Raw genomic sequence first — 25,967 nt, 5'->3', positions numbered from 1 at the left:
GCAGGCGGCTCAGGTTCGTACGATCCCCTGTGCCCGCGCGGCCGCCAGCCACTGCGGGAAGTCGTCCACCAGTCGGTCGTACAGCTCGGCGTCGGACAGCGCCCGCGGATCCGCACCGGCGTGGAAGAACCCCGCGTTGTCGACGACCCGCTTGTCCGGTACCGGCAGCTCGTCGAGCCTGCGCAGGAACTCGAACTGCCGGCTGTTCGGATCGCCGAAGCCGATGAACTGCCAGAACAGCGGCAGCCGAGCCGCCTTGCACAGATAGCGCTCCGCGGCGAGCTTGTTGATCGGCCCGCCGTCGGTCTGGAAGACGACCAGGGCGGGATCCGTGGAGCCGCTGTCGAGATAGTGGTCGATGACGGCGTCCATCGCCAGGTGGTAGCTGGTCTTCCCCATGTGCCCGAGTCCGGCCACGATCCGCTCGATGCGCCCCCGATGGTCGGCGAGTGCGATGTCGGTCTCCGCGTCGACGTCCGTCGAGAAGAACACCACCGGCACCCGGCCGTCGTCGTCGAGGTGCGCGGACAGCCCGAGCACCCGGTCGGCCAGCACCTGCACGCTGCCGTCCCTGTAGTACTGCCTCATCGAGCCGGAGTAGTCGACCACCAGGTAGACGGCGGCCCGCTGCCCGTCCAGCCCGTGCCTGGCGAGCGACACCCCGGCGCTCTTGTAGAGACTGACCAGTGCGGGTGCGGTTTCCTCGACCTTGCTGAGACTGATCGCCGCCATGCGGGCTCCTCCTTCGCTCACCTGGACTGACGCCGAGGCTACGGCACCGCGGCCCCACCTCTCCCGCCGTCCACAGGCGTTCGCTATTTTGATCGCCGCCGCCCCGCCGGCTCGCCGTCCGTCCCACCCCATTCGAGGAGCCGGCTGTGGAACCCGAGTCCGCCGTCACCACCTGCTATCGCCATCCCAAGGTCGAGTGCCACGTCCGCTGCATCCGCTGCGACCGCTACATCTGCCCCGACTGCATGCGGGAGGCGGCCGTCGGCCACCAGTGCCCGGAGTGTGTGAAGGAGGGCGCCCGCTCGGTGCGCCAGGCGCGGACCGCGTTCGGGGGCCGGATCACGGCGGTGCCCCTGGTGACGTACGTGCTGATCGCGCTCAACGTCCTCGCCTATGTCGGCGAGTTGGTGCGCCCGGAGATCGTGGACCGGTTCGGGATGCTGGGCGCCTGGCTCGTCGGGCCGGACGGTGGCCACTATGTGTGGCAGGCGGTGTACCCGCCGGGCTTCGCGGCCGAGGGCCTCGTCGAGGGTGAGTGGTGGCGCCTGCTGACCGGCGCGTTCCTGCATCTGCCGCCCACCGAGGGCACGTTCGGGATCCTGCACATCGTGATGAACATGGCGGCGCTGTGGAACCTCGGCCGTCTGATCGAGTCCCAGCTCGGGCGGATCCGCTATGTCGCCCTCTACCTGCTGTCGGCGCTCGGCGGCTCGGTCCTCGTCCTGCTGCTCGCCCCCGAGGCCCTCACCGTCGGCGCGTCCGGCGCGATCTTCGGCCTGGGCGCCGCGTACTACGTGATGTCCCGCCGCCTCGGCTACGACATGAACGCCGTCAACCGTTTCATGGCGGGCCTGCTGCTGTGGCTGCTGATCTCCGCGGCCTTCACCTCCTGGGAGGGGCACCTGGGCGGGCTGCTGGCGGGTGGGCTGGTGACGCTGGCGTTCGCGTACGCGCCGCGGGAACGGCGGTCGCTGGTGCAGGCGGGGGCGTGTGTGGCACTGCTGGTGCTGCTGGCGGTCCTGACGGTCGGGAAGGTCACCGCCCTGACGTGAGGAAAAGGCGACGGCGCCTGCCCAGTCGTCCGGTCGGGGACAAGAGGCAGGCGCCGTCTGTGTTCCGTACGCCTTTGTACGGGACGTCTTGTGAGGTGTCGTTCTCCGGAACCGTCAGACCATCAGCGCGCGGTCCGTCGGACGGATCGGCGCCGGCAGGTCGCTGGCGCCGGTCAGGAAGCGGTCGCAGCCGCGGGCGGCCGAGCGGCCCTCCGCGATCGCCCACACGATGAGCGACTGGCCGCGGCCGGCGTCACCGGCGACGAACACGCCCGGCACGTTCGTCTGGAAGTCGGCGTCGCGGGCGATGTTGCCGCGCTCGTCGAGCTCCAGGCCGAACTGGTCGACCAGTCCGTTCTCCCGGTCGGTGCCGGTGAAGCCCATGGCGAGGGTGACCAGCTGGGCGGGGATCTTGCGCTCCGTGCCCGGCTTCGGGGTCAGCTTGCCGTCGATGAACTCCACCTCGGTGAGGTGCAGCCACTGGACGTTGCCGTCCTCGTCGCCCTCGAAGTGGATGGTGGAGACGGAGTAGACCCGCTCACCGCCCTCCTCGTGCGCCGAGGTGACCTTGTAGAGCATCGGGAAGGTCGGCCACGGCTGGGCGACCGGGTTCCGCTCCTCGTTCGGGCGCGGCATGATCTCCAGCTGCGTCACGGAGGCCGCGCCCTGACGGTGGGCGGTGCCCACGCAGTCGGCGCCCGTGTCGCCGCCGCCGATGACGACGACGTGCTTGCCCTCGGCCGAGATCGGCGGGGTGACGTAGTCGCCCTCCTGGACCTTGTTGGCCAGGGGCAGGTACTCCATCGCCTGGTAGATGCCCTTGAGCTCGCGGCCGGGGACCGGGAGGTCACGAGCCGTGGTGGCACCGGCGGCGATGACGACCGCGTCGTACCGCTTCCTCAGGTCCGTGGCCTTCAGGTCGCGGCCGATCTCGATGCCGGTGCGGAAGCGGGTGCCCTCCGCGCGCATCTGCTCGATACGGCGGTTGATGTGCCGCTTCTCCATCTTGAACTCGGGGATGCCGTACCGGAGGAGGCCTCCGATGCGGTCCGCGCGCTCGTAGACGGCGACCGTGTGGCCGGCCCGGGTGAGCTGCTGGGCGGCGGCCAGGCCCGCCGGGCCCGAGCCGATGACCGCGACCGTCTTGCCGGACAGGCGCTCGGGGATCTGCGGCTCGACGTCACCGGTCTCCCACGCCTTGTCGATGATCGAGACCTCGACGTTCTTGATGGTGACGGCCGGCTGGTTGATGCCGAGCACACACGCCGACTCGCAGGGAGCCGGGCACAGGCGGCCCGTGAACTCCGGGAAGTTGTTCGTGGCGTGCAGGCGCTCGGAGGCGGCCGCCCAGTCCTCGCGGTAGGCGTAGTCGTTCCACTCGGGGATCAGGTTCCCCAGCGGACAGCCGTTGTGGCAGAACGGGATGCCGCAGTCCATGCACCGGCTGGCCTGCTTGCTGATGATCGGCAGCAGCGAGCCGGGGACGTAGACCTCGTTCCAGTCCTTGACGCGCTCCTCGACCGGGCGGGACTTGGCGACCTCACGGCCGTGGTTCAGAAAGCCCTTCGGGTCAGCCATTGATCGCCGCCTCCATCATCTTCTCGGTGATCTCGGACTCGGAGAGACCGGCTCGCTCGGCGGCGTCCTTGGCGGCGAGCACTGCCTTGTACGTGCTGGGGATGATCTTGCTGAAGCGCTCCACGGACACGGACCACTCCGCGAGCAGCTTCTCGGCGACCGTGGAACCGGTCTCCTCCGCGTGCCGGCGCACCACGTCGTGCAGCCACTGCTTGTCGGGGTCGTCGAGCGCCTCGACCGACTCCACATTGCCGACGTTGACGTTGTCGCGGTCGAGGTCGATGACGTACGCGATACCGCCGGACATACCGGCCGCGAAGTTGCGGCCCGTCTCGCCGAGCACCACCGCGTGACCGCCGGTCATGTACTCGCAGCCGTGGTCGCCCACGCCCTCGGAGACGACCAGCGCGCCGGAGTTGCGGACGCAGAAGCGCTCGCCGACCTTGCCGCGCAGGAACATCTCGCCGCCGGTCGCGCCGTACGCGAGAGTGTTGCCCGCGATGACGCTGTACTCGGCGAGATGGTCGGCGCCCCGGTCCGGGCGGACGATGATCCGGCCACCGGACAGGCCCTTGCCGACGTAGTCGTTGGCGTCGCCCTCGAGGCGCAGTGTGACACCGCGCGGGACGAAGGCGCCGAACGACTGGCCCGCGGACCCGGTGAAGGTGATGTCGATGGTGTCGTCGGGCAGACCGGCGCCGCCGAACTTCTTCGTCACCTCGTGGCCGAGCATGGTGCCGACCGTGCGGTTGATGTTGCGGATGGCGACCTGGGCGCGGACCGGCTGGGCGTCGTTCGCCGAGTCCACGGCGAGCGCGTCGGCGGCGAGCTTGATCAGCTCGTTGTCGAGCGCCTTCTCCAGGCCGTGGTCCTGCTCGATCACCTGGTGGCGCACCGCACCCTCGGGCAGCTCGGGCACGTGGAACAGCGGGGCCAGGTCCAGGCCCTGCGCCTTCCAGTGGTCGACGGCCCGCGTGACGTCGAGGGCCTCGGCGTGGCCGACGGCCTCCTCGATGGAGCGGAAGCCCAGCTCGGCGAGGATCTCGCGGACCTCTTCGGCGATGTACTGGAAGAAGTTGACGACGTACTCGGCCTTGCCGGAGAACCGCTCGCGCAGGGTCGGGTTCTGGGTGGCGATGCCGACCGGGCAGGTGTCCAGGTGGCAGACGCGCATCATGACGCAGCCGGAGACGACGAGCGGCGCGGTCGCGAAACCGAACTCCTCGGCGCCGAGCAGCGCGGCGATGACCACGTCACGGCCGGTCTTCAGCTGGCCGTCGGTCTGGACGACGATCCGGTCGCGCAGGCCGTTGAGCAGCAGCGTCTGCTGGGTCTCGGCGAGGCCGAGCTCCCAGGGACCGCCCGCGTGCTTCAGCGACGTCAGCGGCGAGGCACCCGTACCACCGTCGTGACCGGAGATGAGCACCACGTCCGCGTGCGCCTTGGACACACCGGCGGCGACCGTGCCGACGCCGACCTCCGAGACCAGCTTCACGTGAATCCGCGCCTGCGGGTTCGCGTTCTTCAGGTCGTGGATCAGCTGGGCCAGGTCCTCGATGGAGTAGATGTCGTGGTGCGGCGGCGGGGAGATGAGCCCCACGCCCGGCGTCGAGTGCCGGGTCTTGGCCACCCACGGGTACACCTTGTGGCCGGGCAGCTGGCCGCCCTCGCCGGGCTTGGCGCCCTGGGCCATCTTGATCTGGATGTCGTCGGAGTTGACCAGGTACTCGGAGGTCACACCGAAACGGCCCGACGCCACCTGCTTGATCGACGACCGGCGAGCGGGGTCGTAGAGACGCTCCGGGTCCTCGCCGCCCTCACCGGTGTTGGACTTGCCGCCCAGCTGGTTCATGGCGATGGCGAGGGTTTCGTGCGCCTCCTTGGAGATGGAGCCGTACGACATGGCGCCCGTCGAGAAGCGCTTGACGATCTCGGAGACCGGCTCGACCTCGTCGATGGAGATCGGCTGCCGGTCGGACTTGAAGCCGAACAGACCGCGCAGCGTCATCAGCCGCTCGGACTGCTCGTTCACGCGCTCCGTGTACTTCTTGAAGATGTCGTAGCGGCCCGTACGGGTCGAGTGCTGGAGGCGGAAGACCGTCTCCGGGTCGAACAGGTGCGGCTCGCCCTCGCGGCGCCACTGGTACTCGCCGCCGATCTCGAGCGCGCGGTGCGCCGGGGCGATGCCGGAGGCGGGGTACGCCTTGGCGTGCCGGGCGGCGACCTCCTTGGCGATGACGTCGATACCGACGCCGCCGATCTTGGTGGCGGTGCCGTTGAAGTACTTCTCCACGAAGGCCTCGTCGAGACCGACGGCCTCGAAGACCTGGGCGCCGCGGTAGGAGGCGACGGTGGAGATGCCCATCTTGGACATGACCTTCAGGACGCCCTTGCCGAGGGCGTAGATCAGGTTGCGGATGGCCTTCTCGGGGTCGATGCCGGGCAGGAAGGTACCCGCGCGGACCAGGTCCTCCACGGACTCCATGGCCAGGTACGGGTTGACCGCGGCGGCGCCGTAGCCGATGAGCAGGGCGACGTGGTGGACCTCGCGGACGTCACCGGCCTCGACCAGCAGGCCCACCTGGGTGCGCTGCTTGGTGCGGATGAGGTGGTGGTGGACGGCCGCGGTGAGCAGCAGCGACGGGATCGGCGCGTGCTCGGCGTCCGAGTGCCGGTCGGAGAGGACGATCAGGCGGGCGCCGTTCTCTATCGCGGCGTCGGCCTCGGCGCAGATCTCCTCGATGCGCGCGGCGAGGGCGTCGCCGCCGCCGCTGACCCGGTAGAGGCCGGAGAGGGTCGCGGCCTTCATGCCGGGCATGTCGCCGTCGGCGTTGATGTGGATGAGCTTGGCCAGCTCGTCGTTGTCGATCACCGGGAAGGGCAGCACGACGCTACGACAGGAGGCGGCCGTCGGCTCCAGCAGGTTGCCCTGCGGGCCCAGCGACGAGCGCAGGGAGGTGACCAGCTCCTCGCGGATCGCGTCCAGCGGCGGGTTGGTGACCTGCGCGAACAGCTGGGTGAAGTAGTCGAAGAGGAGACGCGGACGGTCGGACAGCGCGGCGATCGGCGAGTCCGTACCCATCGAACCGATCGGCTCCGCACCGGCCTTGGCCATCGGGGCGAGGATGACGCGCAGCTCCTCCTCGGTGTAGCCGAAGGTCTGCTGGCGGCGGGTGACCGAGGCGTGGGTGTGCACGATGTGCTCGCGCTCGGGCAGGTCGGAGAGCTCGATCTCGCCGGCCTCCAGCCACTCGGCGTACGGGTGCTCCGCCGCGAGCTGGGCCTTGATCTCGTCGTCCTCGATGATGCGGTGCTCGGCGGTGTCGACGAGGAACATGCGGCCCGGCTGCAGACGGCCCTTGCGGACGACCTTGGCGGGGTCGATGTCGAGGACGCCGACCTCGGAGCCGAGGACGACGAGGCCGTCGTCGGTGACCCAGTAGCGGCCCGGGCGCAGACCGTTGCGGTCGAGAACCGCGCCGACCTGGGTGCCGTCGGTGAAGGTGACGCAGGCGGGGCCGTCCCAGGGCTCCATCATCGTGGAGTGGTACTCGTAGAAGGCGCGCCGGGCCGGGTCCATGGAGTCGTGGTTCTCCCACGCCTCCGGGATCATCATCAGCACCGAGTGCGGAAGCGAACGTCCGCCGAGGTGCAGCAGTTCGAGGACCTCGTCGAAGGACGCCGAGTCGGAGGCGTCGGGCGTGCAGATCGGGAAGACCCGCTCCAGCTTCTCCGGGGAGCCGAACAGCTCGGAGTACAGCTGGGACTCGCGGGCCCGCATCCAGTTGCGGTTGCCCTTGACGGTGTTGATCTCACCGTTGTGCGCGACGAAGCGGTACGGGTGGGCCAGCGGCCACGACGGGAACGTGTTCGTCGAGAACCGGGAGTGCACGAGCGCGATCGCGGAGGCGAACCGGCGGTCGGACAGGTCCGGGAAGAAGGGCTCCAGCTGGCCGGTGGTCAGCATGCCCTTGTAGACGATGGTCCGCGCGGACAGCGACGGGAAGTAGACGCCGGCCTCGCGCTCGGCGCGCTTGCGCAAGCCGAAGGCCTTGCGGTCGAGCGCGATGCCCTTCGAGACGCCGTCGCTGACGAAGATCTGCCGGAAGGCGGGCATCGTCGAACGGGCGGTGGCACCGAGCAGTTCGGGGGCGACGGGGACCTCACGCCAGCCGAGGACGGTCAGGCCCTCGTCGGCGGCGATCGTCTCGATCTGTGAGACGGCGTCGTCGGTCCCGTCCTCCGGCAGGAAGGCGATGCCTACGGCGTAGGCGCCGGCCTCGGGCAGCTGAAATCCGGCCACCTCGCGGAGGAAGGCGTCGGGCACCTGCGCGAGGATGCCGGCGCCGTCCCCGGAGTCCGGCTCCGAGCCGGTGGCCCCGCGGTGCTCGAGGTTGCGCAGAACCGTGAGCGCCTGCTCGACCAGCGCATGGCTCGCCTCGCCGGTGAGGGTGGCCACAAAGCCGACGCCACAGGCGTCGTGCTCGTTGCGGGGGTCGTACATACCCTGCGCAGCAGGGCGAGCATCCATGAAGGACCAGTTCTGGCCATTCGTGGACTGCTGGGACGGCTGGCGCGGCGTACGCATCGGCTCTCCCGTCGTCGTCATGTGGCTTGAGGTCCTCCCAGGCCTTCGGCTCTGGGGGAAGGGGTACCGAGGGACGACGCTGGCCCTCTGCGTGAGATCTCCGATGAGATCAAAATTTCGTGCAGGTTACATGATGGAGCGGTTCTCGGGAACCGGATACTCCGTTCCAACATGCGGACGCCGCGGGTGACGGCGGGGTACCGCGCACGGGCGGCGGAGGTATGGGGGCCGAAGCGGACAGATCGGTGTCCGACGACCCGAAAGATCAGGGAAGCAGCGTCGCCACCCCGAGGGTGCGCCGCAGGCCTCATTGCCCACAGCGCTTACGGCTCATGCCCCGCGGTTAAGCATTCGAAACCAGCGAGTAACGGCTACTTATGCGGCCCAACGCATAAGTCCGAGCCGCTTTATCCTACGGCCGTTCCGAACAAGCTGCCCAGGGCGTACGTCACACCGGCCGCCGCTGCACCCAGGGCGAGCTGCCTGAGTCCGCTGTACCACCAGGTCCGCGCGGTCACCTTGGCCACTACGGCACCGCACCCGAAGAGCCCGAGCAGCGCGAGCAGCACAGCGGGCCACAGCGCGGTCGCCCCCAGCAGATACGGCAGTACGGGGAGCAGGGCGCCCAGCGCGAAGGAGCCGAAGCTCGACACGGCGGCGACCAGCGGCGACGGCAGGTCCCCGGGGTCGATGCCGAGCTCCTCGCGGGCGTGAATCTCCAGCGCCTGCTCAGGATCCTTCGACAACTGCCGGGCGACCTCCCGGGCCAGCCCCGGCTGGACGCCTCTCGCCTCGTAGAGCGCCGCGAGCTCGGCCTCCTCGTCCTTCGGGTGCTTGCGCAGCTCGCGCCGCTCCACGTCCAGTTCGGCCTCGACGAGCTCGCGCTGCGAGGCGACGGAGGTGTACTCACCGGCGGCCATCGAGAAGGCACCGGCAGCGAGGCCCGCGAGTCCGGTCAGGACGATGGTCTGCTGACTCACCGCGCCGCCCGCGACACCGGTCATCAGGGCGAGGTTGGAGACCAGGCCGTCCATCGCGCCGAAGACGGCGGGGCGCAGCCAGCCGCCGTTCACGTCCCGGTGCGTGTGGTTGTCGCGGTGCGCCTCGTGCAGCGCCGCCTCGGTCTCGATGATGGCCATACCGGTCCCCCTGAAGATTCTTTGGACGAGTTCTACTTTTCGACAACACCCAGACTACGTCGCAAATTTCCCGCCCACCAGCAAGGAAAGGCTGGGCTAACCTGCGGTTTTACCGTTTCTTGCTCATCCGTTCGAAGTTCCGCTCAGATGTCGACCGGGTGACGCTGAGGCCCGAGAGGCTGCGCCGCACACCGCACCGGGGACAGATCCGCAAAGAGAGGAGGCCGCGATGGCATCGATCGCCTGCATTCCCTCGGTCCCGGCCCGCGAGGACACCGCCGGACTCCGCGACCGGGCCCGCGGCGCCCTGCTCGGCCTCGCCGTCGGCGACGCCCTCGGCGCACCCGCGGAGAACCTGAAGCCCTCCGAGATCCGCGCCCGCTGGGGCCGCATCACCGGTTACGTCGCCGACCAGCCGTCGGGCACGGACGACACCGAGTACGCGATCTTCTCCGGCCTGCTGCTCGCCCGGCACGGCTCCGCCCTCACCCCCGCCCACGCCGAGGCGGCCTGGCACGCCTGGATCGCCGACCGCGCCGAGGGCCCCTTCCGCGGCGCCGGCTTCAGCGAACGCGGCACGCTGGAGAACCTCCGCCGCGGCCTCGCCGCACCCATCTCCGCCCAGCACCGCCACGCCTGGAGCGACGGCCTCGCCATGCGGGCGGCACCCTTCGGGGTGTTCGCCGCGGGCCGCCCCGCCGAGGCGGCCCGGCTGGTCGCGATCGACGGCTCGGTCAGCCATGACGGCGAGGGCATCTACGGCGGGCAGGCGGTCGCGGCCGGGGTCGCGGCGGCGATGGCGGGCGCCCCGACGGTCGCCGTCGTGGCCGCTGCCCTGGCCGTCGTCCCGGACGACTCCTGGACGGCCCGCTCACTGCGCCGGGCCGTGGCCGTCGCCCACCGCGGCGAACGCGCGGTCCGCTCCGCCGTCGTGATCGGCGGCTACCCGTGGACCGATCTCGCGCCCGAGGCGGTCGCCCTGGCTTTCGGCGCGTACGCCGCGGCCGACGGTGACTTCAAGGGGGCCGTCCTCACCGCCGTCAACATGGGCCGCGACGCCGACACCACGGCCGCGGTCGCCGGCGCCCTGGCCGGTGCTACGCAGGGCGCCGACGCCATCCCGGCCGAGTGGGCGGCGGCCATCGGCCCGGCCCGGGGCACCTGTCTGCCGTCGATGGCGGGCCACCACGTGCTGGACGTGGCGGATCTGCTGACGCCTCCAGAGGCGGACGTCGTGGAGAACGGGGACCCCGTACCGCACGACGATCCCGCGGAAGACCCCGGTCTCGTACAGGACACCGCTCCCCTGCCCGCCGACGCCGCCCCGCCGCCCGGCCCCGCCGCCTACGTCCTCGCCGCCGACGAGGACGAGGTGCGGCCGTGAGCCGCCGGGTCGAGGGGCTGCTGCTGGGCCTCGCCGCCGGTGACGCCGCCGGCTGGCCGGCCGCCCGGCACCGGGCCGCCCGGATGCCCGAGTGGACCCGGCGCCTCACCCGCGAGCTGGACACCTTCGCCGAGCACAACGCGACCACCACCCTCCCCGTCCCCATCGCCCTCAACCAGCCCCCGGAGCCCCTCCGCCTCGGCCCCTCCGACGACGCGGAGTGGGCGGTGTTCGCGGCGGAGGCGGTGCTGCGGGCCGGCGACGACAGCACGCTCGGCGATCTCAGCCGGGACCGCCGGATACGCGCCGCCATCGACCTGACCTGGACCGCCGTGGCGAGCGAAGTGGCGGCGGCCGCCGAACGCGCCCCCGAGATCGAGTCCGCCGTACTGCCGCTGCGCGCCCGTATCTCCGTCCGGGCCGGCCTCGGCAACCTCGCCGCCGGCCTGCGCCCGCCCGCCACCGGCCACGACAACCCGCACTACTTCGACGACGCGGCCTGCGTCCGGGCCTGCGTCCTCGCCGTGGCCCACCCCGGCGACCCCATACTCGCCGCCTCCCTCGCCGAGTTCGACGCCCGCTACACCCAGGACGGCGACGGTGTGCACGGCGCCCGCGCGATGGCCGCCGCGGTGGCGCTCGCCCTGGCCGGTGCGGACCCGGCCGCGTGCGTGAGCGCCGCGCTCGCCGAACTGCCCGAGGAGACGGAGATCGGCCGCAACACCCGCCACGCGCTGATGCTGGCGGCGGACGCCGAGAGCGCCTTCGCCCTGATCCCCCTCCTGGAACACCAGATCGTCGACCACGTCTACAGCTACGGCATCGCCGCCGCAGAGACGGTCCCGGTCGCCCTCGCCCTCGCCACCGCCTCCGCCGGCCGCATCCGGGATGCGGTGCCCACGGCGGCCTGTCTGTCCCGGGTCGCGGACTCGGCCCCGGCCCTGGCGGGCGCCCTGACCGGCGCGCTGGGCGGCGGCGCGGCGATCCCGGCGTCCTGGCGCGACACCTGCCGCACCCTGTCCGGCTGTGTCCTGCCCCGCCTCAACGGCACCGACCTGGTGGAACTCGCCGAACTCCTGGAAGCCGCACAACCGGCCCCACCAGGAGGATGATTCGGGGCATGACGCCCAAAGGAGAAGAAAGCCGAGCACACAGTCCGCATTCACTCGACGACCGGATCGCCGGCGCCCTGGTCGGCGCGGCCGTCGGCGACGCCCTCGGCGGCCCCGTCGAGGGCTACTCCCCCGACCGGATCGTCGAACGCCACGGCGGCCGCGTCCACGGCATCGTCGGCCCCTGGAACGGCGCCGACTGGCGCATCGCCCGCCCCATCGCCCCGTACCACAAGGGCGACGGCCACGTCACCGACGACACCCTGCTGACGCACGCGCTGGTACGGGTCTACGCGCAGGTCCGCGACCACCTCGACGCCTACGCGATCGCCGACCACCTGGTCCCCGACCTGATGACGACCCCGCGCTGGATCCCGGAGCTGGAGACGGAGGCACTCCCCCTGCACCGGATCTTCCTGGCGGAGAAGTGGCTCGTGACGAGGCTCCACTACGGCCATGTGGACCCGCGAGAGGCAGGCGTCGGCAACATCGTCAACTGCGGTGCCGCGATGTACATGGCCCCGGTCGGCCTGGTCAACGCGGCCAACCCGGCGGGCGCCTACGCCGAGGCGCTCGACCTCGCGGGCGCCCACCAGTCGTCGTACGGCCGCGAGGCGGCGGGCGTCTTCGCGGCGGCGGTGGCCGCGGCGTGCACACCGGGGGCGACGCCGGACTCGGTGGTGACCGCGTGCCTGGAGCTGGCGAAGGACGGCACACGGGCGGCGATCGAGCAGGTCTGCGAAGTGGCGCGCCACCACAGGGACTTCGAGTCGGCCCTGACACCGCTGCGCGACGCGGTGGCCCCGTACGACACCGTGGGCCCCGACTACCGCGCCCCGTCCCTGGGCGCCCGCCGCCCCTCCCGCCTCCACTCGATCGAGGAACTGCCCGTCGCCCTGGGCATGTTGGTCGTGTCGGGCGGCGACTACCGGCAGGCGGTCCTGGGTTCGGTGAACTACGGCCGCGACTGCGACTCGATCGCCACGATGGCCGGCGCGCTGGCCGGCGCCCTGGGCTCACCGGTCCCGGAGGACTGGTCGAAGACGGTAGCCGAGGCCAGCCGCCTGGACCTCTGGGAACCGGCCCGCACTCTGACCGAAGTCACCCGGGAGATCTTCAAACGGGACGTACGCCGGCGCCGTACCCACGAGCAGATGTTCACTGCGCTGGGAGGCACCGCATGCTCCGACTGACCTGGGTCCAACCGGAGGACCTGATCGGCCACGAGATCCGCCAGGCACACCAGGACGGCCGCGAACCGACAGCGATCGCGAAGCGCTGGGAGGCAGCGGGCGGCCCGAAGTCCCCCCTCCGCTCAGGCGCCTCCCCACAACCGGCATCACGCTACCTGCGCCAACTGGCAGAAGACCTCCTGGACGAACTGGCGGACCTGCCAAGCAGGTTGACGGAATCAGAGCCAACGGACCTGCCAAAGATCAAAGCCCTGTGCCGGGCTTGGCCCAAGCCGCGGGCAGTCGTGCCTCCCCCAGTTCCTGAACGGCCTGGGGGGACCCCCAGGGCGGCACGGGTGGGCGCGGGCGGCACCCCGCCGGCGCCGGGCTGCGCGCCCCACCTCCGCCCAGCCCCCACCCAGGCCGGCCTGGAAGCCGCGTGGCTCGGCAGAGCCGTCGGCTGCCTCCTGGGCAAGCCGGTCGAAAAACTCCCCCTCATCGCCATCCGCCAGCTGGCCCAGGCAACCGGCAACTGGCCCCTCACCACTTACTTCACCGCCCAGGGAGTCCCCTCCGAGCTCCTGTCGACATACCCCTGGAACCGCCGCTCGGCCAAATCCTCCCTCGCCGAGAACATCGACGGCATGCCCGAGGACGACGACCTCAACTACCCCCTCCTCAACCTCCTCCTGCTCCAACGCCACGGCAAATCCTTCACCACCACCGACGTAGCAACCCTCTGGCTGGACGAACTCCCCGCCGGCCGCACCTTCACCGCCGAACGCATCGCCTACCGCAACCTCCTCACCGGCATCGAACCCCCGCACACCGCCCGCCACCGCAACCCCTTCCGCGAATGGATCGGCGCCCTGATCCGCGCCGACATCCACGGCTGGACCAACCCCGGCGACCCGGCCGCCGCTGCCGAACAGGCCCACCGGGACGCCACCCTCACCCACACCGCCAACGGCGTCTACGCGGCGATGTTCACCGCCGCCACCATCGCCACCGCGGCCACCGGAACCACGGACATCCACACCAGCCTGCGCACCGGCCTCTCCGTCGTCCCCCCGCACGCCCGCCTGGCCGAAGCCGTCCACCATGCCATCCAACTGGCCGAATCCCACGAGGACTTCGACACGGTCGTGGACGAACTCCACGCCCGCCACGCCGCCCACCACTGGGTTCACGCCATCCCCAACACCGCCCTGATCGCCGCCGCCCTCACCCACGCGGACGGCGACTTCACGGGCTCCATCTGTCGTGCGGTGTCCGGTGGTTGGGACACCGACTCGAACGGCGCGACAGCCGGCAGCATCGCCGCTCTCCTCGCCGGCACCCCCACCGCTCTCCCCGACCGCTGGACCACCCCGCTGAAGAACCGCCTGTCCACCTCCGTCGGCGACTTCAACGGCACCGGCTTCGACACCCTGGCCCACCTGACCCACCTGGAGGCCCTCCGCCCATGACCCCCATGAGCACCCCACCCCTGACCGGTCTCCGCGTCCTCGACATGGCCACCCTCTTCGCCGGTCCCCTCGCCGCCACCATGCTCGGCGACTTCGGCGCGGAGGTCGTCAAGATCGAGCACCCCACCAGGCCCGACCCCTCCCGAGGCCACGGCCCTGCCAAGGACGACATCGGACTGTGGTGGAAAATCCTCGGCCGCAACAAGCGCACCATCACCCTCGACCTTTCCAAGCCCGGCGGCCGCGCCGCCCTCCTCCGCCTCGCCGCCACCGCGGACGTCGTCATCGAGAACTTCCGCCCCGGCACCCTGGAGAAGTGGGATCTCGGCTGGCCGGAACTGTCGGACGCCAACCCCCGCCTGGTGCTCACCCGCGTCACCGGCTTCGGCCAGTTCGGCCCGTACGCGCACCGCCCCGGCTTCGGCACCCTCGCCGAGGCGATGAGCGGCTTCGCCGCGATCACCGGCGAACCGGACGCGCCCCCGACCCTCCCGCCCTTCGGCCTGGCCGACTCGATCGCGGGCCTGGCGACGGCGTACGCGGTGCTGACCGCCCTCGCCGCCCGCGACCGCACCGGCGAGGGCCAGGTCGTCGACATGGCGATCATCGAACCGATCCTGACGGTGCTGGGCCCCCAGCCGACCTGGTACGACCAGCTCGGCCACGTCCAGCCCCGCACCGGCAACCGCTCCCAGAACAACGCCCCGCGCAACACCTACCGCACCGCCGACGGCACCTGGGTCGCCGTCTCGACCTCGGCCCAGTCGGTGGCGGAACGCGTGATGCGCCTGGTCGGCCACCCCGACCTGATCGACGAACCGTGGTTCGCCACGGGCGCCGGACGGGCCCGCCACTGCGACGTCCTCGACAAGGCGGTGGGCGACTGGATCGCGCAACGCACCCGGACCGAGGTCCTGGCCGCCTTCGAGAAGGCGGAAGCCGCGGTGGCACCGATCCAGGACGTACGCGATGTGATGACGGACCCGCAGTACGCGGCCCTCGGCACGATCACCACGGTCGACGACCCCGATCTGGGCCCGCTGCGCATGCAGAACGTCCTCTTCCGCCTCTCCGCCACCCCCGGCGCGATCCGCTGGGCGGGCCGCCCGCACGGCGCGGACACGGACGCGGTCCTCACCGAACTGGGCCTGACCCCGGCCGAGTTGACGGCGCTGCGCGCGGAGGGCGCGCTGTGATCCCGCTGACCTGGCTGTACGTCCCCGGCGACCGCCCGCACATCGTCACGAAGGCCCTCGCCTGTGGCGCCGACGTCGTCGTGATCGACCTGGAGGACGCGGTCGCCCCGGACCGCAAGGACTACGCCCGCGCGGCCACCGCGGAGCTTCTCTCCGAGGCCCAGCCGGTGCCGGTACACGTCCGTGTGAACGCCGTGGGCACATCTCTGGCGGCGGCCGACCTGAAGGCGGTGGCCGCGCTCCCGGGCCTGTCGGGCCTCCGCCTGCCGAAGGTGTCGTCGGCCCGGCAGGTCGTGCAGGTGGCCGAGTCCACAGCCGCCGACGCGGTACCGCCCCTGTACGCCCTTCTGGAAACGGCACTGGGCATCGAGCACGCCCACGCCGTCGCCCGCGCGCATCCGTCCCTGCGCGGTATCGCCCTGGGCGAGGCGGACCTCAAAGCCGACCTGGGCGTACGCGCCGACAGCGGCCTGGACTGGTCCCGCTCCCGCGTCGTCGTCGCCGCACGCGCGGCGGGCCTGCCGCCCCCGTCCCAGTCCGTCCACCCCGACACCCGCGACCTCGACGGCCTGGCGGCGAGCTGCGCCCACGGCCGGGCGCTGGGCTTCCTGGGCCGTGCCGCCATCCACCCGCGCCAGCTTCCGGTCATCGAGCGGGCCTACCTCCCGACACAGGAGGAGATCGAAAAGGCCGAAACCATCGTCAAGGCAGCGGCCACCAACCGGGGCGCGCAGGCCCTGCCCGACGGAACGTTCATCGACGCGGCGGTCGTCACAGCGGCGAACCGAACCCTCTCCCTGGCCCACCGCCACTGAGTCCCGGTCCTCAACACGAACGAGGGCGCCCGGAAAACTCCGAGCGCCCTCATCGACGTATGAGACGTACGACCGATCGTCACGTCTTCTTCGTGGGCCCGGCCCCGTTCTCGACCTCGGACTTCGCATCGGCCTCGGCCCCGTCCTCGGGCTCACCGTCGCCCTCGTTGCCCCCCTCGGCCACACCGCCGGCGGCAGCCGGCTCCACCACGGCCTCCCGGCCCGGCCGCTTCCTGGCCGACAGCACGATGTAGACCACGGCGAGCAGGAACACCAGCAGCGCGGTCCAGTTGTTCAGCCGCAGGCCCAGGATGTGGTGGGCGTCGTCGACGCGCATGTACTCGATCCAGAAGCGGCCCGCGCAGTACGAGGCGACGTACAGGGCGAACGCGCGGCCGTGGCCCAGCTTGAAGCGGCGGTCGGCCCAGATCACCAGCACCGCGACGCCGATGCACCACAGGGACTCGTACAGGAACGTCGGGTGGTAGTACCCCGGCACCCGGCCGTCCGCCGTGGACGTGATGTGCACCGCCCAGGGGAGGTCGGTCTCCCGCCCGTACAGCTCCTGGTTGAACCAGTTGCCCCAGCGCCCGATCGCCTGCGCGAGGGCGATACCGGGCGCGACGGCGTCGGCGTACGCGGGCAGCGGGATACCGCGGCGGCGGCAGCCGATCCACGCGCCCAGCGCACCGAATGCGATCGCACCCCAGATACCCAGGCCGCCCTCCCAGATCTTGAAGGCGTCCACCCAGTCACGGCCCTCGCTGAAGTACAGCTGGTAGTCCGTGATCACGTGGTAGAGCCGGCCGCCGATCAGGCCGAACGGAACGGCCCAGACCGCGATGTCGGCAACCGTTCCGGGCCGTCCGCCGCGGGCGATCCAGCGCCTGTTGCCGAGCCACACGGCCACGAAGACACCGATGATGATGCAGAACGCGTAGCCGCGCAGCGGAATGGGGCCGAGGTACAGCACTCCGCGCGACGGGCTGGGAATGTAGGCAAGTTCCATGGCAGGGTCGACGCTACCCTGCCGGACGCGCCCGACGGCGGGCGGCCCGGCTACGGCTCCATAACGGGCAGCGGCCCGCGCCTCACCCCTGCGCGGCCTCCTGCACCTGCTGCTTCAGCTTCGCGGGCGTCATCGACTGGTCCTCGAAGATGTTCTTGCCGTTGAGCAGCACGGTCGGTGTGCCCGAGAAGCCGCCCTTGGTGAAGGCCTCGGCGGACTTGTCGACCCAGCTGTTGTGGGTGCCGTCCTCGACACACCTGCGGAAAGCGGGGGTGTTCAGACCCTGCACCTTGCCGGCCAGCTCGATGAGCCTGGCGTTGTCCCCGAAGGCGTCGTCGGTCTCCGGCGGCTGGTTGTCGTACAGCACGTCGTGGTACGCGACGAACTTGCCGACGTCCTGGGCGCAGGCCGCGGCGTTGGCCGCGTTGCGGGAGCCGCTGCCGCCCATGTTGCCGTCGATGATCGTGGCCAGCCGGTACTCCGCTCTCAGCTGCCCGGCGTCCGTCAGCTCGTAGATCGTCGAGCGGTACGTCGTCTCGAAGGACTTGCAGGCGGGGCAGCGGAAGTCCTCCCAGATCGTGAGCGTCGACTTCGCGCCCTCCCGGCCGACCGGGATGACGAGGTTGTCGTCGCCGTTCGCCCCCGAGGGGGCCACGACCGGGCCCGCGCTGTCGTCGCCTTCGTCCTTGCCGGCGTTCGCGGCGACCACGCCGATCACCGCCGCCAGGCCCAGGACGCAGACGACTGCCGCGCCCACGATCAGCGTCCGCCTTCGCTTCTCCGCCGCCTTCTGCTTCTCACGCTCGACCGCCATCCGCTCCCGGGCGGTGCGCTTTCCGTCACGGTTCTTCTCGCTCACACCCCGCAGAACGAACCGGGGAGGCGCACCGCGCCTCCCCGGCCCCAGGTCCACTCGTTCGAGTGACCGAATTTTCCGTTACGCCTGTCAGCTTTCCGTAAACACCTGTCCGCGCACGCCCTTGGCCAGCTCACCCGCGAGCGCGCGGACGGCCTCGATGGCGGCCGCGTGGTCCGGGGCGTCCAGCATCCGCTTGACGAAGGCGGAGCCGACGATCACACCGTCGGCGAAGCCGGCGACCTCGGCGGCCTGGGCGGCGTTGGAGACGCCGAGGCCGACGCAGACGGGCAGGCCGGTGGTGGCGCGGGTGCGCTGCACCAGGTCCTGGGCCTGCGCGCCCACGGTCTCCCGGGTGCCGGTGACGCCCATCAGAGAGGCGGCGTAGACGAAGCCGCTGCCCGCCTTGGTGATCTCGGCGAGCCGCTTGTCCTTGCTGCTGGGCGCCACGACGAAGACCGTCGCGAGGCCGTGCTTCTCGGCGTGCTCCCGCCACAGCGCCGACTCCTGCACGGGCAGGTCGGGCAGGATGCATCCGGCCCCGCCCGCCTCGGCGAGCTCGGCGGTGAAGCGCTCGACGCCGTAGCGGTCGATGGGGTTCCAGTACGTCATGACGAGGATCGGCTTGCCGGTGGCCTCGTAGGCCTCGCGGACCGTCCGCATCACGTCGGCGATTCTGACCCCGCCGCGCAGGGCGATGTCGTCGGCGGTCTGGATGACGGGGCCGTCGAGGACGGGGTCGCTGTGCGGCAGGCCGACCTCCACGACGTCGGCGCCGCCGTCGAGTACGGCCCTGACCGCCTCGATGCCGCCGTCCACGGTCGGGAAGCCGGCCGGGAGGTAGGCGATGAGGGCGGAGCGGCCCTCGGCCTTGGCGGCGGCGAGGGTGTCCGTCAACAGCTGGATGTTGCCGCTCACTTGGCGTCCCCCTGGATCTCGGCGGCACCGCCGTTGGCATCGGCGGCGACCTCGGCGTCGGTGTCGTACAGGCCGAAGTAACGGGCGGCCGTGTCCATGTCCTTGTCGCCGCGCCCGGACAGGTTGACCACGATCAGCCCGTCCTTGCCCAGCTCCCTGCCGACCTCCAGAGCACCGGCGAGTGCGTGAGCACTCTCGATCGCCGGGATGATCCCCTCGGTCTGCGACAGCAGGCGCAGCGCCTGCATCGCCGCGTCGTCGGTGACGGCGCGGTACTCGGCGCGGCCGGTGTCCTTGAGGTAGGAGTGCTCGGGGCCGATACCGGGGTAGTCCAGTCCGGCCGAGATCGAGTACGGCTCGGTGATCTGGCCTTCGTCGTCCTGGAGGACGTACGACCGCGAACCGTGCAGGATGCCGGGCTCGCCCGCGGTCAGGGTGGCCGCGTGTTCGCCGGTCTCGACGCCGTGTCCGGCGGGCTCGCAGCCGATGAGGCGGACGTCGGTGTCCGGGATGAAGGCGTGGAAGAGGCCGATGGCGTTGGAGCCGCCGCCGACGCAGGCGATGGCGGCGTCCGGGAGCCGGCCGGCCCGCTCCAGGAGCTGGCGTCGGGCCTCCACGCCGATGACGCGGTGGAAGTCGCGGACCATGGCCGGGAAGGGGTGGGGCCCGGCGACGGTGCCGAACAGGTAGTGGGTGTGATCGACGTTGGCGACCCAGTCGCGGAACGCCTCGTTGATGGCGTCCTTGAGCGTCCGGCTGCCGGACTTCACGGCGATGACCTCGGCGCCGAGCATGCGCATCCGGGCCACGTTGAGGGCCTGGCGGCGGGTGTCGATCTCGCCCATGTAGATGGTGCACTCGAGCCCGAACAGCGCGCAGGCCGTCGCCGTCGCCACGCCGTGCTGGCCGGCGCCGGTCTCGGCGATGACGCGGGTCTTGCCCATGCGCTTGGTCAGCAGGGCCTGCCCGAGCACGTTGTTGATCTTGTGGGAGCCGGTGTGGTTGAGGTCCTCGCGCTTGAGGAACACCCGGGCACCACCCGCTTCCGCGGCAAACCGAGGGACCTCGGTGAGCGCCGACGGGCGGCCCGTGTAGTTGACGAGCAGTTCGTCGAGCTCGCGGGCGAACTCAGGGTCGTGCTTGGCCTTGTCGTACTCGACGGCCACCTCGTCCACGGCGGCGACGAGGGCCTCCGGGATGAACTTGCCGCCGAACGCGCCGAAGTAGCCTTCGGCGCTGGGGGTTTGACCCTCCGGGTCGGGGATGAAGAACTCGCTGGGCATGCGGAAACCTCACGGTGAGTGTGCGGACACTAATCGCCGTGGGGGCGGGGCTTTGTCAGTCGGCTGCGGGCCGACCGTGGCTTGTCGCGCAGTTCCCCGCGCCCCTTGAAGCCCGCTGCCATCGGCGTCCGTTGACCTGTCCCGGCTCGTCTCCGATCACGTACCGCACGCGGCGTCCGTGCACCCGGCGTGCGGGGGCACGGCAGCCCCGGGGCCGGCAGCCGCGGGCGAGGCGGGCGTACGGGTCCCGGGTCGTCAGGGTGATCGGGAGGGTCATCGTCGGTCAGCCTACCGGGTGATCAGCCTCGGCCGTGCCGCAGTGCGGGGTGCTCGCCGGCCGCCACCAGGTCGGAGACGGCCGTCATGGGGTCGCGGCCGGTGACGAGGGACTCGCCGACCAGGACCGCGTCGGCGCCGGCGTTGGCGTAGGCGATGAGGTCGTGCGGGCCGCGGACGCCGGACTCGGCAACCTTGACGATGCCGGCCGGGATGTCCGGGGCGAGCCGCTCGAACGTGCCGCGGTCGACCTCCAGCGTCTTCAGGTTGCGCGCGTTGACGCCGATGAGCTTGGCGCCGGCGTCCACCGCGCGGTCGACCTCGTCCTCGTCGTGCACCTCGACGAGCGGCGTGAGCCCGATGGACACCGCCCGCTCGATGAGGGACTCCAGAGCGGGCTGGTCGAGGGCCGCGACGATCAGCAGCGCGAGGTCGGCGCCGTAGGCCCGGGCCTCCCACAGCTGGTAGGAGGTGACGATGAAGTCCTTGCGCAGGACGGGGATGTCCACACGCGCGCGGACCGCCTCCAGGTCCGCCAGGGAGCCGCCGAAGCGGCGCTGTTCGGTGAGGACGGAGATGACGGCCGCGCCGCCGGCCTCGTAGTCCGCCGCGAGGCCGGCCGGGTCGGCGATCGCCGCCAGCGCACCCTTGGAGGGGCTGGAGCGCTTGACCTCGCAGATCACCTTGACGCCGTCGCCGCGCAGGGCGGCCAGACCGTCCTTGGCGGCGGGGGCCTTCGCCGCGCGCTCCTTGAGCTCGTCGAGGCTCACGCGCGCCTGCCGCTCCGCGAGGTCGGCCCGCACTCCGTCGATGATCTCGTCGAGCACACTCACGCGAGCGGCCCCCTTCCAGACGGTTGACTGATAAAGCGCTTGGGCCTCTGCCCGCGGCTGCCTCATCAGCCGAGCCGGAGGCGGTACCGAAGGCGAAACCGGTGGTCACTGCGATGGTATCCGGAGGAAGGCGTAGTCCTCGCATCCGGTTGACGGCGGTCCCACTACCTGGATGTTTACCCGTCGATCAAGGGTGCAGCCAGCCGCCGAAGGGCAGGTTCCGGACAACCGTGAAGACCAGCAGCAGGGCTCCCGCGGTCCACGCCTGCGCCGGTCGGAGATCGATCCGCAAGGGACGGCCCCGCGCCGCCCGGACCGTCCAGAGGGTCCACACCAGGGCGAAGAGCAGACAGCCGGCCACGGCCAGGGCGTTGGCCTGGAGCGCCGCCGCGATGTCCCCGTGCACGACGGCGTGCGCGCTGCGCAGGCCGCCGCAGCCGGGACAGTAGAGGCCGGTGTACTGCAGAAGCGGGCAGACGGGGTAGTGACCGGGCTCGTTGGGGTCCACGGCCCCCACGTACGCGAACGCCCCGGCGACGGCCGCCAGGACTCCTGCGGGCGCGGCCAGGCGCCCGAGTACGGGCGCGGAGGGCGTCGGCATGCGCCGGCTGTCGGCGTTCACGCCTCGCATTGTGCCCCGCGCGGGCCCCGAACACGCGTCAGGGGCGGCCCGGCGGGATGCCGGACCGCCCCTCGACGAGGTCGCACGGGACAGCCGTACGGGCTCAGCTCTCGGCGGCCACCGGCTCGCGCGTCGCCTTGGGCGCCGCCGTCGCCGTCGTCGCGGACTGGACCATCTTGAGGGGCTTGGCCTTCGGCTGGCCGAGGCCCATCGCGCTCATGATCGCGCCGATGACACCGCCCAGCGCCACGATCGCCAGGCCGCCCCAGAAGCCGAGCGGGTTGTCCATCACCATGAAGGCGCCCGAGACGCAGAAACCGATGAAGATGATGATGGAACCGGTCCAGGCGGCCGGGGTGTGTCCGTGACCGTGGCTGCTGCCCGCCATTGCTTGCTCCTCGTTGCCGTGTGGGTGTGTGAGCCTGATGTCTGTCGCCCATTGTCCCGTACGGGCGCGGGTGACGTGCGCGGGGGTCGCCCCGCCGGGACGTCTGTTTCGCCACATCGGGACCGGTGGCCCGGGCCCGCCCGCTACGCCGGTTCGGTGCCGGTCGGGTCCTCGCCCCGGTCGAGCGCCTTCCACACGTCCTCGGGCCGGTCGGGGTCGACGATGGGGGCCGTACGGCGCGGACGGGGGGCGCCGCTGCGCTCGTAGCGGCCGGACATCGCGGGCCACAGCCGGCCGTAGCGCAGGGCGAGCAGCCCGGCGAGGAGGATCAGGACGCCGCCCACGGCCGCGGCGTACGGCCACGCGGTGTGGGTGAGCGCGTCCACGGTGGCGGAGGTGTCGCCGGCGGCCTGCGCGGCCTTCTCGTCCAGTGCGGAGCTGTCGGAGGCGCCGGACAGGGCCGCGGCGACGGTGCCGACGCCGCACAGCGTGAGCAGCGCGGACACGGCGAGGCGACCGGCGCGGCGGACGGCGAAGACGGCGACGAGCGCGGCGAGGCCCACTATGGCGAGGGCCGCGGGGACGCCCGTGACGTCGCTGCCCTTGGCGGTCAGCGGGAAGGGACCGCCGGCCACCGTGGCGGTGCCCTCCGACCATTGCTGCCGGGTCGCAAGCAACGCCACGGCCGCGCCGAGCGCACCGGCCAGCAGTGCCACGGCGAGACTCGTGCGGCCGGCCCGGGCGGAACCCGCGGCTTCGGAACGGGGATGAGGAACAGCAGTCACGTACCCAACTATCGCCTGAACCTCGGGCGAACCGTCACCCGGGGTTCAGTGAGAAGCGCCCCATTGCGCCGGAGGGTTCGCGTCCTGTCGGCCCAGCCGGTTCGCCGTGTGCACCGCACGCAGTACCGCCGCCGCCTTGTTGCGGCACTCGGTGTCCTCGGCGACCGGGTCGGAGTCGGCGACGATGCCCGCGCCGGCCTGGACGTAGGCCGTGCCGTCGCGCAGCAGGGCCGTACGGATGGCGATGGCGGTGTCGGAGTCGCCGGCGAAGTCGAGGTAGCCGACACAGCCGCCGTACAGGCCCCGGCGGGACGGCTCGAGTTCGTCGATGATCTGCATCGCGCGCGGTTTGGGCGCCCCGGAGAGGGTGCCGGCCGGGAAGCAGGCCGTGAGCACGTCGAAGGCGGTGCGGCCGGCCGCGACACGTCCGGTCACCGTCGAGACGATGTGCATGACGTGCGAGTACCGCTCGATGGACATGAAGTCGACGACCTCCACCGAGCCGGGCTCACAGACCCGCCCGAGGTCGTTGCGGCCGAGGTCGACGAGCATCAGGTGCTCGGCGCGCTCCTTGGGGTCGGCGAGCAGTTCGTCGGCGAGGGCCTGGTCCTCCTGCGGGGTGGCGCCGCGGTGCCGGGTGCCGGCGATGGGGTGGACCATGGCCTGCCCGTCCTCGACCTTGACCAGCGCCTCGGGGGACGAACCGACGACGTCGAAGCCCTCGAAGCGGAGCAGGTACATGTACGGCGACGGGTTGGTCGCCCTCAGCACCCGGTACACGTCCAGCGCGCTCGCCGTGCACGGTGTCTCGAACCGCTGCGAGGGGACGACCTGGAACGCCTCGCCGGCCCGGATGCGCTCCTTGATGTCCTCGACGGCCTCCTGGAAGTCGGGGCCGCCCCACAGCGCGCTGTACTCGGGCAGTTCGGACGGCGGGAGCGCGGCCGGGGGCTGGGCGACCGCGCGTGACAGGTCCGCCTCCATGGCGTCCAGGCGGGCCACGGCGTCCTCGTACGCCTCGTCCACGCCCGTGTCGAGAGCGTTGTGGTTGATCGCGTTGGCGATCAGCAGGACCGAGCCCTCCCAGTGGTCCATCACCGCGAGGTCGCTGGTCAGAAGCATGGTCAGCTCGGGCAGTTTCAGGTCGTCCCGCTCTCCGGGGCCGATCTTCTCCAGGCGGCGCACGATGTCGTATCCGAGGTAGCCGACCATGCCTCCGGTGAAGGGTGGCATGCCGTCCTGGTGCGGGGTGTGCAGGGCCTCGATCGTGGCGCGCAGGGTGGCGAGCGGGTCGCCCTCGGCCGGGACGCCGACCGGCGGGGTGCCGAGCCAGTGGGCCTGACCGTCGCGCTCGGTGAGGGTGGCGGCTGAGCGCACGCCGATGAAGGAGTAGCGGGACCAGGCGCGGCCGTTCTCCGCGGACTCCAGGAGGAAGGTGCCGGGGCGCTCGGCGGCGAGCTTGCGGTAGAGCGCGACCGGGGTGTCGCCGTCGGCGAGGAGTTTGCGCGTGACGGGGATGACGCGGCGGTCGGTGGCCAGCTTGCGGAACGTCTCGAGATCCATGGCGGCCGACCCTACTGATCCTGGTGTTCCGAGCGCGCCGGTACGCCGAGTTCCGCTTCCTTCAGCAGCACATCGGCATCGAAGCAGGTGCGGGCCCCGGTGTGGCAGGCGGCGCCGACCTGGTCGACCTTGACCAGCACGGTGTCGGCGTCGCAGTCGAGGGCGACGGACTTCACCCACTGGACGTGGCCGGAGGTGTCGCCCTTGACCCAGTACTCCCGGCGGCTGCGTGACCAGTAGGTGCAGCGGCCGGTCGTGAGCGTGCGGTGCAGTGCCTCGTCGTCCATCCAGCCGAGCATCAGTACCTCTCCGGTGTCGTACTGCTGGGCGATGGCGGGCAGGAGCCCGTCGGCGCTGCGCTTGAGGCGCGCGGCGATCTCGGGGTCGAGGCGACTGGATGGAGAATTGTGGCGCGAAGCGCCTCGATGAGGGGCGGTGGTCGGGTGACGGGCGGGCGGAGGCGAGCTGGTCATGGGGCCATTGTGCCGCGCGGCACTGACAAGTCCGGGCGGCGTCCACTGTCCGGACCCGCTACCCGGTCGTAGGCTGACTGCATGTCGACCTTTGCCAAGCGTGAACGGCTCCTTCTCGCCGACCTCTTGGAGACCGCAGGTCCGGAGGCCCCCACCCTGTGCGAGGGCTGGCAGACCCGTGATCTGGCCGCGCACGTGGTCGTGCGCGAGCGCCGCCCCGACGCCGCCGGGGGCATGCTGATCAAGCAGCTCGCGCCCCGTTTGGAGAAGGCGATGGAGGAGTTCACCGCGAAGCCGTACGAGGAGCTGATCCAGCTCATCCGCACCGGCCCGCCCCGCTTCTCCCCCTTCCAGCTCAAGCAGATCGACGAGATGTCGAACACGGTCGAGTTCTACGTCCACACCGAGGACGTCCGCCGCGCCCAGCCGGACTGGACGGCCCGCGAGCTCGACCCGGTCTTCCAGGACGCCCTGTGGTCCCGTCTGGAACGCACCGCCCGCCTGATGGGCCGCAGCGCCCCCACGGGCCTGGTGCTGCGCCGCCCCGACGGCCAGACCGCCGTCGCCCACCGCGGCACGCCGGTCGTCACGGTGACCGGCGAGCCGTCGGAACTGCTGCTGTTCGTCTACGGCCGCCAGAGCGCCGCCGACGTGGACGTGGACGGCGACCAGGACGCGATCGCCAAGCTGCAGGAGTCGAAGCAACTCGGCATCTGAGGGCCGC

23 protein-coding genes are annotated in these 25,967 nt (G+C 71.4%); 8 read left to right on the top strand and 15 right to left on the bottom strand.

The window, feature by feature from the left end; translation table 11 throughout:
* Positions 1 to 9: 9 nt before the first annotated feature.
* Positions 10 to 732 carry a vWA domain-containing protein gene (locus tag ACKTSN_RS34360; RefSeq protein WP_409472676.1) on the bottom strand — a complete coding sequence of 241 codons (723 nt, stop codon included), beginning with the start codon at positions 730 to 732 and terminating at the stop codon, positions 10 to 12.
* Between the two features lie 146 nt (positions 733 to 878).
* Between ACKTSN_RS34360 and ACKTSN_RS34355 the strand changes: the two genes are divergently transcribed.
* Positions 879 to 1,784, top strand: a complete 906-nt coding sequence (locus ACKTSN_RS34355) for a rhomboid family intramembrane serine protease (protein WP_409472675.1) — start codon at positions 879 to 881, stop codon at positions 1,782 to 1,784.
* A 114-nt stretch (positions 1,785 to 1,898) separates the two neighbouring features.
* On the opposite strand, the gene ACKTSN_RS34350 is transcribed toward ACKTSN_RS34355, so the two are convergent.
* The 3 genes from ACKTSN_RS34350 to ACKTSN_RS34340 all read right to left on the bottom strand — a co-directional run bounded on the left by ACKTSN_RS34350 (position 1,899) and on the right by ACKTSN_RS34340 (position 9,089).
* Positions 1,899 to 3,362 (bottom strand): glutamate synthase subunit beta, encoded by a 1,464-nt coding sequence (locus ACKTSN_RS34350; RefSeq protein WP_409472674.1) that lies wholly within the window; start codon positions 3,360 to 3,362, stop codon positions 1,899 to 1,901.
* Positions 3,355 to 7,950 (bottom strand): glutamate synthase large subunit, encoded by a 4,596-nt coding sequence (gltB, locus tag ACKTSN_RS34345; protein ID WP_409474990.1) that lies wholly within the window; start codon positions 7,948 to 7,950, stop codon positions 3,355 to 3,357. The genes ACKTSN_RS34350 and gltB overlap by 8 nt, the downstream gene beginning before the upstream one ends.
* Positions 7,951 to 8,357: 407 nt before the next feature.
* Positions 8,358 to 9,089: a VIT1/CCC1 transporter family protein gene (locus ACKTSN_RS34340; protein ID WP_409472673.1), complete on the bottom strand. Its 732-nt coding sequence runs from the start codon at positions 9,087 to 9,089 to the stop codon at positions 8,358 to 8,360.
* Positions 9,090 to 9,318: 229 nt separating this feature from the next.
* On the opposite strand from ACKTSN_RS34340, the gene ACKTSN_RS34335 reads away from it, so the two are divergent.
* Genes ACKTSN_RS34335 through ACKTSN_RS34310 form a run of 6 tightly spaced genes read left to right on the top strand, consistent with a single transcriptional unit; the run spans position 9,319 to position 16,237 of the window.
* Complete coding sequence (locus tag ACKTSN_RS34335) at positions 9,319 to 10,473, top strand: ADP-ribosylglycohydrolase family protein (protein ID WP_409472672.1); 1,155 nt, start codon at positions 9,319 to 9,321, stop codon at positions 10,471 to 10,473.
* Positions 10,470 to 11,585, top strand: a complete 1,116-nt coding sequence (locus ACKTSN_RS34330) for an ADP-ribosylglycohydrolase family protein (protein ID WP_409472671.1) — start codon at positions 10,470 to 10,472, stop codon at positions 11,583 to 11,585. The genes ACKTSN_RS34335 and ACKTSN_RS34330 overlap by 4 nt, the downstream gene beginning before the upstream one ends.
* Positions 11,586 to 11,593: 8 nt before the next feature.
* Positions 11,594 to 12,778: an ADP-ribosylglycohydrolase family protein gene (locus ACKTSN_RS34325; RefSeq protein WP_409472670.1), complete on the top strand. Its 1,185-nt coding sequence runs from the start codon at positions 11,594 to 11,596 to the stop codon at positions 12,776 to 12,778.
* Positions 12,766 to 14,226, top strand: coding sequence for an ADP-ribosylglycohydrolase family protein (locus tag ACKTSN_RS34320; protein ID WP_409472669.1), 1,461 nt, complete (start codon positions 12,766 to 12,768; stop codon positions 14,224 to 14,226). The genes ACKTSN_RS34325 and ACKTSN_RS34320 overlap by 13 nt, the downstream gene beginning before the upstream one ends.
* A 5-nt stretch (positions 14,227 to 14,231) precedes the next feature.
* A complete protein-coding gene (locus ACKTSN_RS34315) occupies positions 14,232 to 15,422 on the top strand; it encodes a CaiB/BaiF CoA transferase family protein (protein ID WP_409472668.1) in 1,191 nt (396 codons plus the stop codon).
* A complete protein-coding gene (locus tag ACKTSN_RS34310; protein ID WP_409472667.1) occupies positions 15,419 to 16,237 on the top strand; it encodes an HpcH/HpaI aldolase/citrate lyase family protein in 819 nt (272 codons plus the stop codon). Before ACKTSN_RS34315 ends, ACKTSN_RS34310 begins: the two co-directional genes overlap by 4 nt.
* 79 nt (positions 16,238 to 16,316) lie before the next feature.
* On the opposite strand, the gene lgt is transcribed toward ACKTSN_RS34310, so the two are convergent.
* The 11 genes from lgt to hisI all read right to left on the bottom strand — a co-directional run bounded on the left by lgt (position 16,317) and on the right by hisI (position 25,243).
* Complete coding sequence (gene lgt / locus ACKTSN_RS34305) at positions 16,317 to 17,246, bottom strand: prolipoprotein diacylglyceryl transferase (RefSeq protein WP_409472666.1); 930 nt, start codon at positions 17,244 to 17,246, stop codon at positions 16,317 to 16,319.
* 82 nt (positions 17,247 to 17,328) lie between these two features.
* Entirely contained in the window at positions 17,329 to 18,105 is a 777-nt protein-coding gene (locus tag ACKTSN_RS34300) for a DsbA family protein (protein WP_409472665.1), read from the bottom strand.
* A gap of 87 nt (positions 18,106 to 18,192) precedes the next feature.
* Positions 18,193 to 19,020: a tryptophan synthase subunit alpha gene (gene trpA / locus ACKTSN_RS34295; protein WP_409472664.1), complete on the bottom strand. Its 828-nt coding sequence runs from the start codon at positions 19,018 to 19,020 to the stop codon at positions 18,193 to 18,195.
* Positions 19,017 to 20,303 carry a tryptophan synthase subunit beta gene (gene trpB, locus ACKTSN_RS34290; protein ID WP_409472663.1) on the bottom strand — a complete coding sequence of 429 codons (1,287 nt, stop codon included), beginning with the start codon at positions 20,301 to 20,303 and terminating at the stop codon, positions 19,017 to 19,019. Before trpB ends, trpA begins: the two co-directional genes overlap by 4 nt.
* Positions 20,304 to 20,358: 55 nt before the next feature.
* Complete coding sequence (gene trpM / locus ACKTSN_RS34285) at positions 20,359 to 20,580, bottom strand: tryptophan biosynthesis modulator TrpM (protein WP_409472662.1); 222 nt, start codon at positions 20,578 to 20,580, stop codon at positions 20,359 to 20,361.
* Positions 20,581 to 20,602: 22 nt separating this feature from the next.
* Positions 20,603 to 21,412 carry an indole-3-glycerol phosphate synthase TrpC gene (gene trpC, locus ACKTSN_RS34280; RefSeq protein ID WP_409472661.1) on the bottom strand — a complete coding sequence of 270 codons (810 nt, stop codon included), beginning with the start codon at positions 21,410 to 21,412 and terminating at the stop codon, positions 20,603 to 20,605.
* A gap of 187 nt (positions 21,413 to 21,599) precedes the next feature.
* Positions 21,600 to 22,043, bottom strand: a complete 444-nt coding sequence (locus ACKTSN_RS34275) for a DUF2752 domain-containing protein (protein WP_224739498.1) — start codon at positions 22,041 to 22,043, stop codon at positions 21,600 to 21,602.
* 94 nt (positions 22,044 to 22,137) lie between these two features.
* Entirely contained in the window at positions 22,138 to 22,422 is a 285-nt protein-coding gene (locus tag ACKTSN_RS34270; protein WP_409472660.1) for an HGxxPAAW family protein, read from the bottom strand.
* A gap of 143 nt (positions 22,423 to 22,565) precedes the next feature.
* Entirely contained in the window at positions 22,566 to 23,207 is a 642-nt protein-coding gene (locus tag ACKTSN_RS34265; protein ID WP_409472659.1) for a TIGR02234 family membrane protein, read from the bottom strand.
* Between the two features lie 45 nt (positions 23,208 to 23,252).
* Positions 23,253 to 24,770, bottom strand: coding sequence for an anthranilate synthase component I (locus ACKTSN_RS34260; RefSeq protein ID WP_409472658.1), 1,518 nt, complete (start codon positions 24,768 to 24,770; stop codon positions 23,253 to 23,255).
* 11 nt (positions 24,771 to 24,781) lie between these two features.
* Positions 24,782 to 25,243 (bottom strand): phosphoribosyl-AMP cyclohydrolase, encoded by a 462-nt coding sequence (gene hisI, locus ACKTSN_RS34255; protein WP_409472657.1) that lies wholly within the window; start codon positions 25,241 to 25,243, stop codon positions 24,782 to 24,784.
* A gap of 81 nt (positions 25,244 to 25,324) precedes the next feature.
* Between hisI and ACKTSN_RS34250 the strand changes: the two genes are divergently transcribed.
* Positions 25,325 to 25,960, top strand: coding sequence for a TIGR03085 family metal-binding protein (locus tag ACKTSN_RS34250; protein ID WP_409472656.1), 636 nt, complete (start codon positions 25,325 to 25,327; stop codon positions 25,958 to 25,960).
* The last annotated feature ends 7 nt before the right edge of the window (positions 25,961 to 25,967 follow it).

Source organism: Streptomyces flavusporus (assembly GCF_046267975.1).
Lineage (GTDB): Bacteria > Actinomycetota > Actinomycetes > Streptomycetales > Streptomycetaceae > Streptomyces > Streptomyces flavusporus.
The sequence above is the reverse complement of the archived record's forward strand: the minus strand, read 5'-3'. Positions and strand labels throughout refer to the sequence as shown.

Bases quoted from the DNA above. Each gene is read 5' to 3' on its own strand.
- ACKTSN_RS34360 (WP_409472676.1), bottom strand. From the start codon at position 732: ATGGCGGCGATCAGTCTCAGCAAGGTCGAGGAAACCGCACCCGCACTG.
- ACKTSN_RS34350 (WP_409472674.1), bottom strand. From the start codon at position 3,362: ATGGCTGACCCGAAGGGCTTTCTGAACCACGGCCGTGAGGTCGCCAAG.
- lgt (WP_409472666.1), bottom strand. From the start codon at position 17,246: ATGGAACTTGCCTACATTCCCAGCCCGTCGCGCGGAGTGCTGTACCTC.
- ACKTSN_RS34340 (WP_409472673.1), bottom strand. From the start codon at position 9,089: ATGGCCATCATCGAGACCGAGGCGGCGCTGCACGAGGCGCACCGCGAC.
- gltB (WP_409474990.1), bottom strand. From the start codon at position 7,950: ATGCGTACGCCGCGCCAGCCGTCCCAGCAGTCCACGAATGGCCAGAAC.
- ACKTSN_RS34335 (WP_409472672.1), top strand. From the start codon at position 9,319: ATGGCATCGATCGCCTGCATTCCCTCGGTCCCGGCCCGCGAGGACACC.
- ACKTSN_RS34275 (WP_224739498.1), bottom strand. From the start codon at position 22,043: ATGCGAGGCGTGAACGCCGACAGCCGGCGCATGCCGACGCCCTCCGCG.
- ACKTSN_RS34325 (WP_409472670.1), top strand. From the start codon at position 11,594: ATGACGCCCAAAGGAGAAGAAAGCCGAGCACACAGTCCGCATTCACTC.
- ACKTSN_RS34320 (WP_409472669.1), top strand. From the start codon at position 12,766: ATGCTCCGACTGACCTGGGTCCAACCGGAGGACCTGATCGGCCACGAG.
- ACKTSN_RS34270 (WP_409472660.1), bottom strand. From the start codon at position 22,422: ATGGCGGGCAGCAGCCACGGTCACGGACACACCCCGGCCGCCTGGACC.
- hisI (WP_409472657.1), bottom strand. From the start codon at position 25,243: ATGACCAGCTCGCCTCCGCCCGCCCGTCACCCGACCACCGCCCCTCAT.
- ACKTSN_RS34260 (WP_409472658.1), bottom strand. From the start codon at position 24,770: ATGGATCTCGAGACGTTCCGCAAGCTGGCCACCGACCGCCGCGTCATC.
- trpB (WP_409472663.1), bottom strand. From the start codon at position 20,303: ATGCCCAGCGAGTTCTTCATCCCCGACCCGGAGGGTCAAACCCCCAGC.
- trpM (WP_409472662.1), bottom strand. From the start codon at position 20,580: ATGACCCTCCCGATCACCCTGACGACCCGGGACCCGTACGCCCGCCTC.
- ACKTSN_RS34250 (WP_409472656.1), top strand. From the start codon at position 25,325: ATGTCGACCTTTGCCAAGCGTGAACGGCTCCTTCTCGCCGACCTCTTG.
- ACKTSN_RS34315 (WP_409472668.1), top strand. From the start codon at position 14,232: ATGAGCACCCCACCCCTGACCGGTCTCCGCGTCCTCGACATGGCCACC.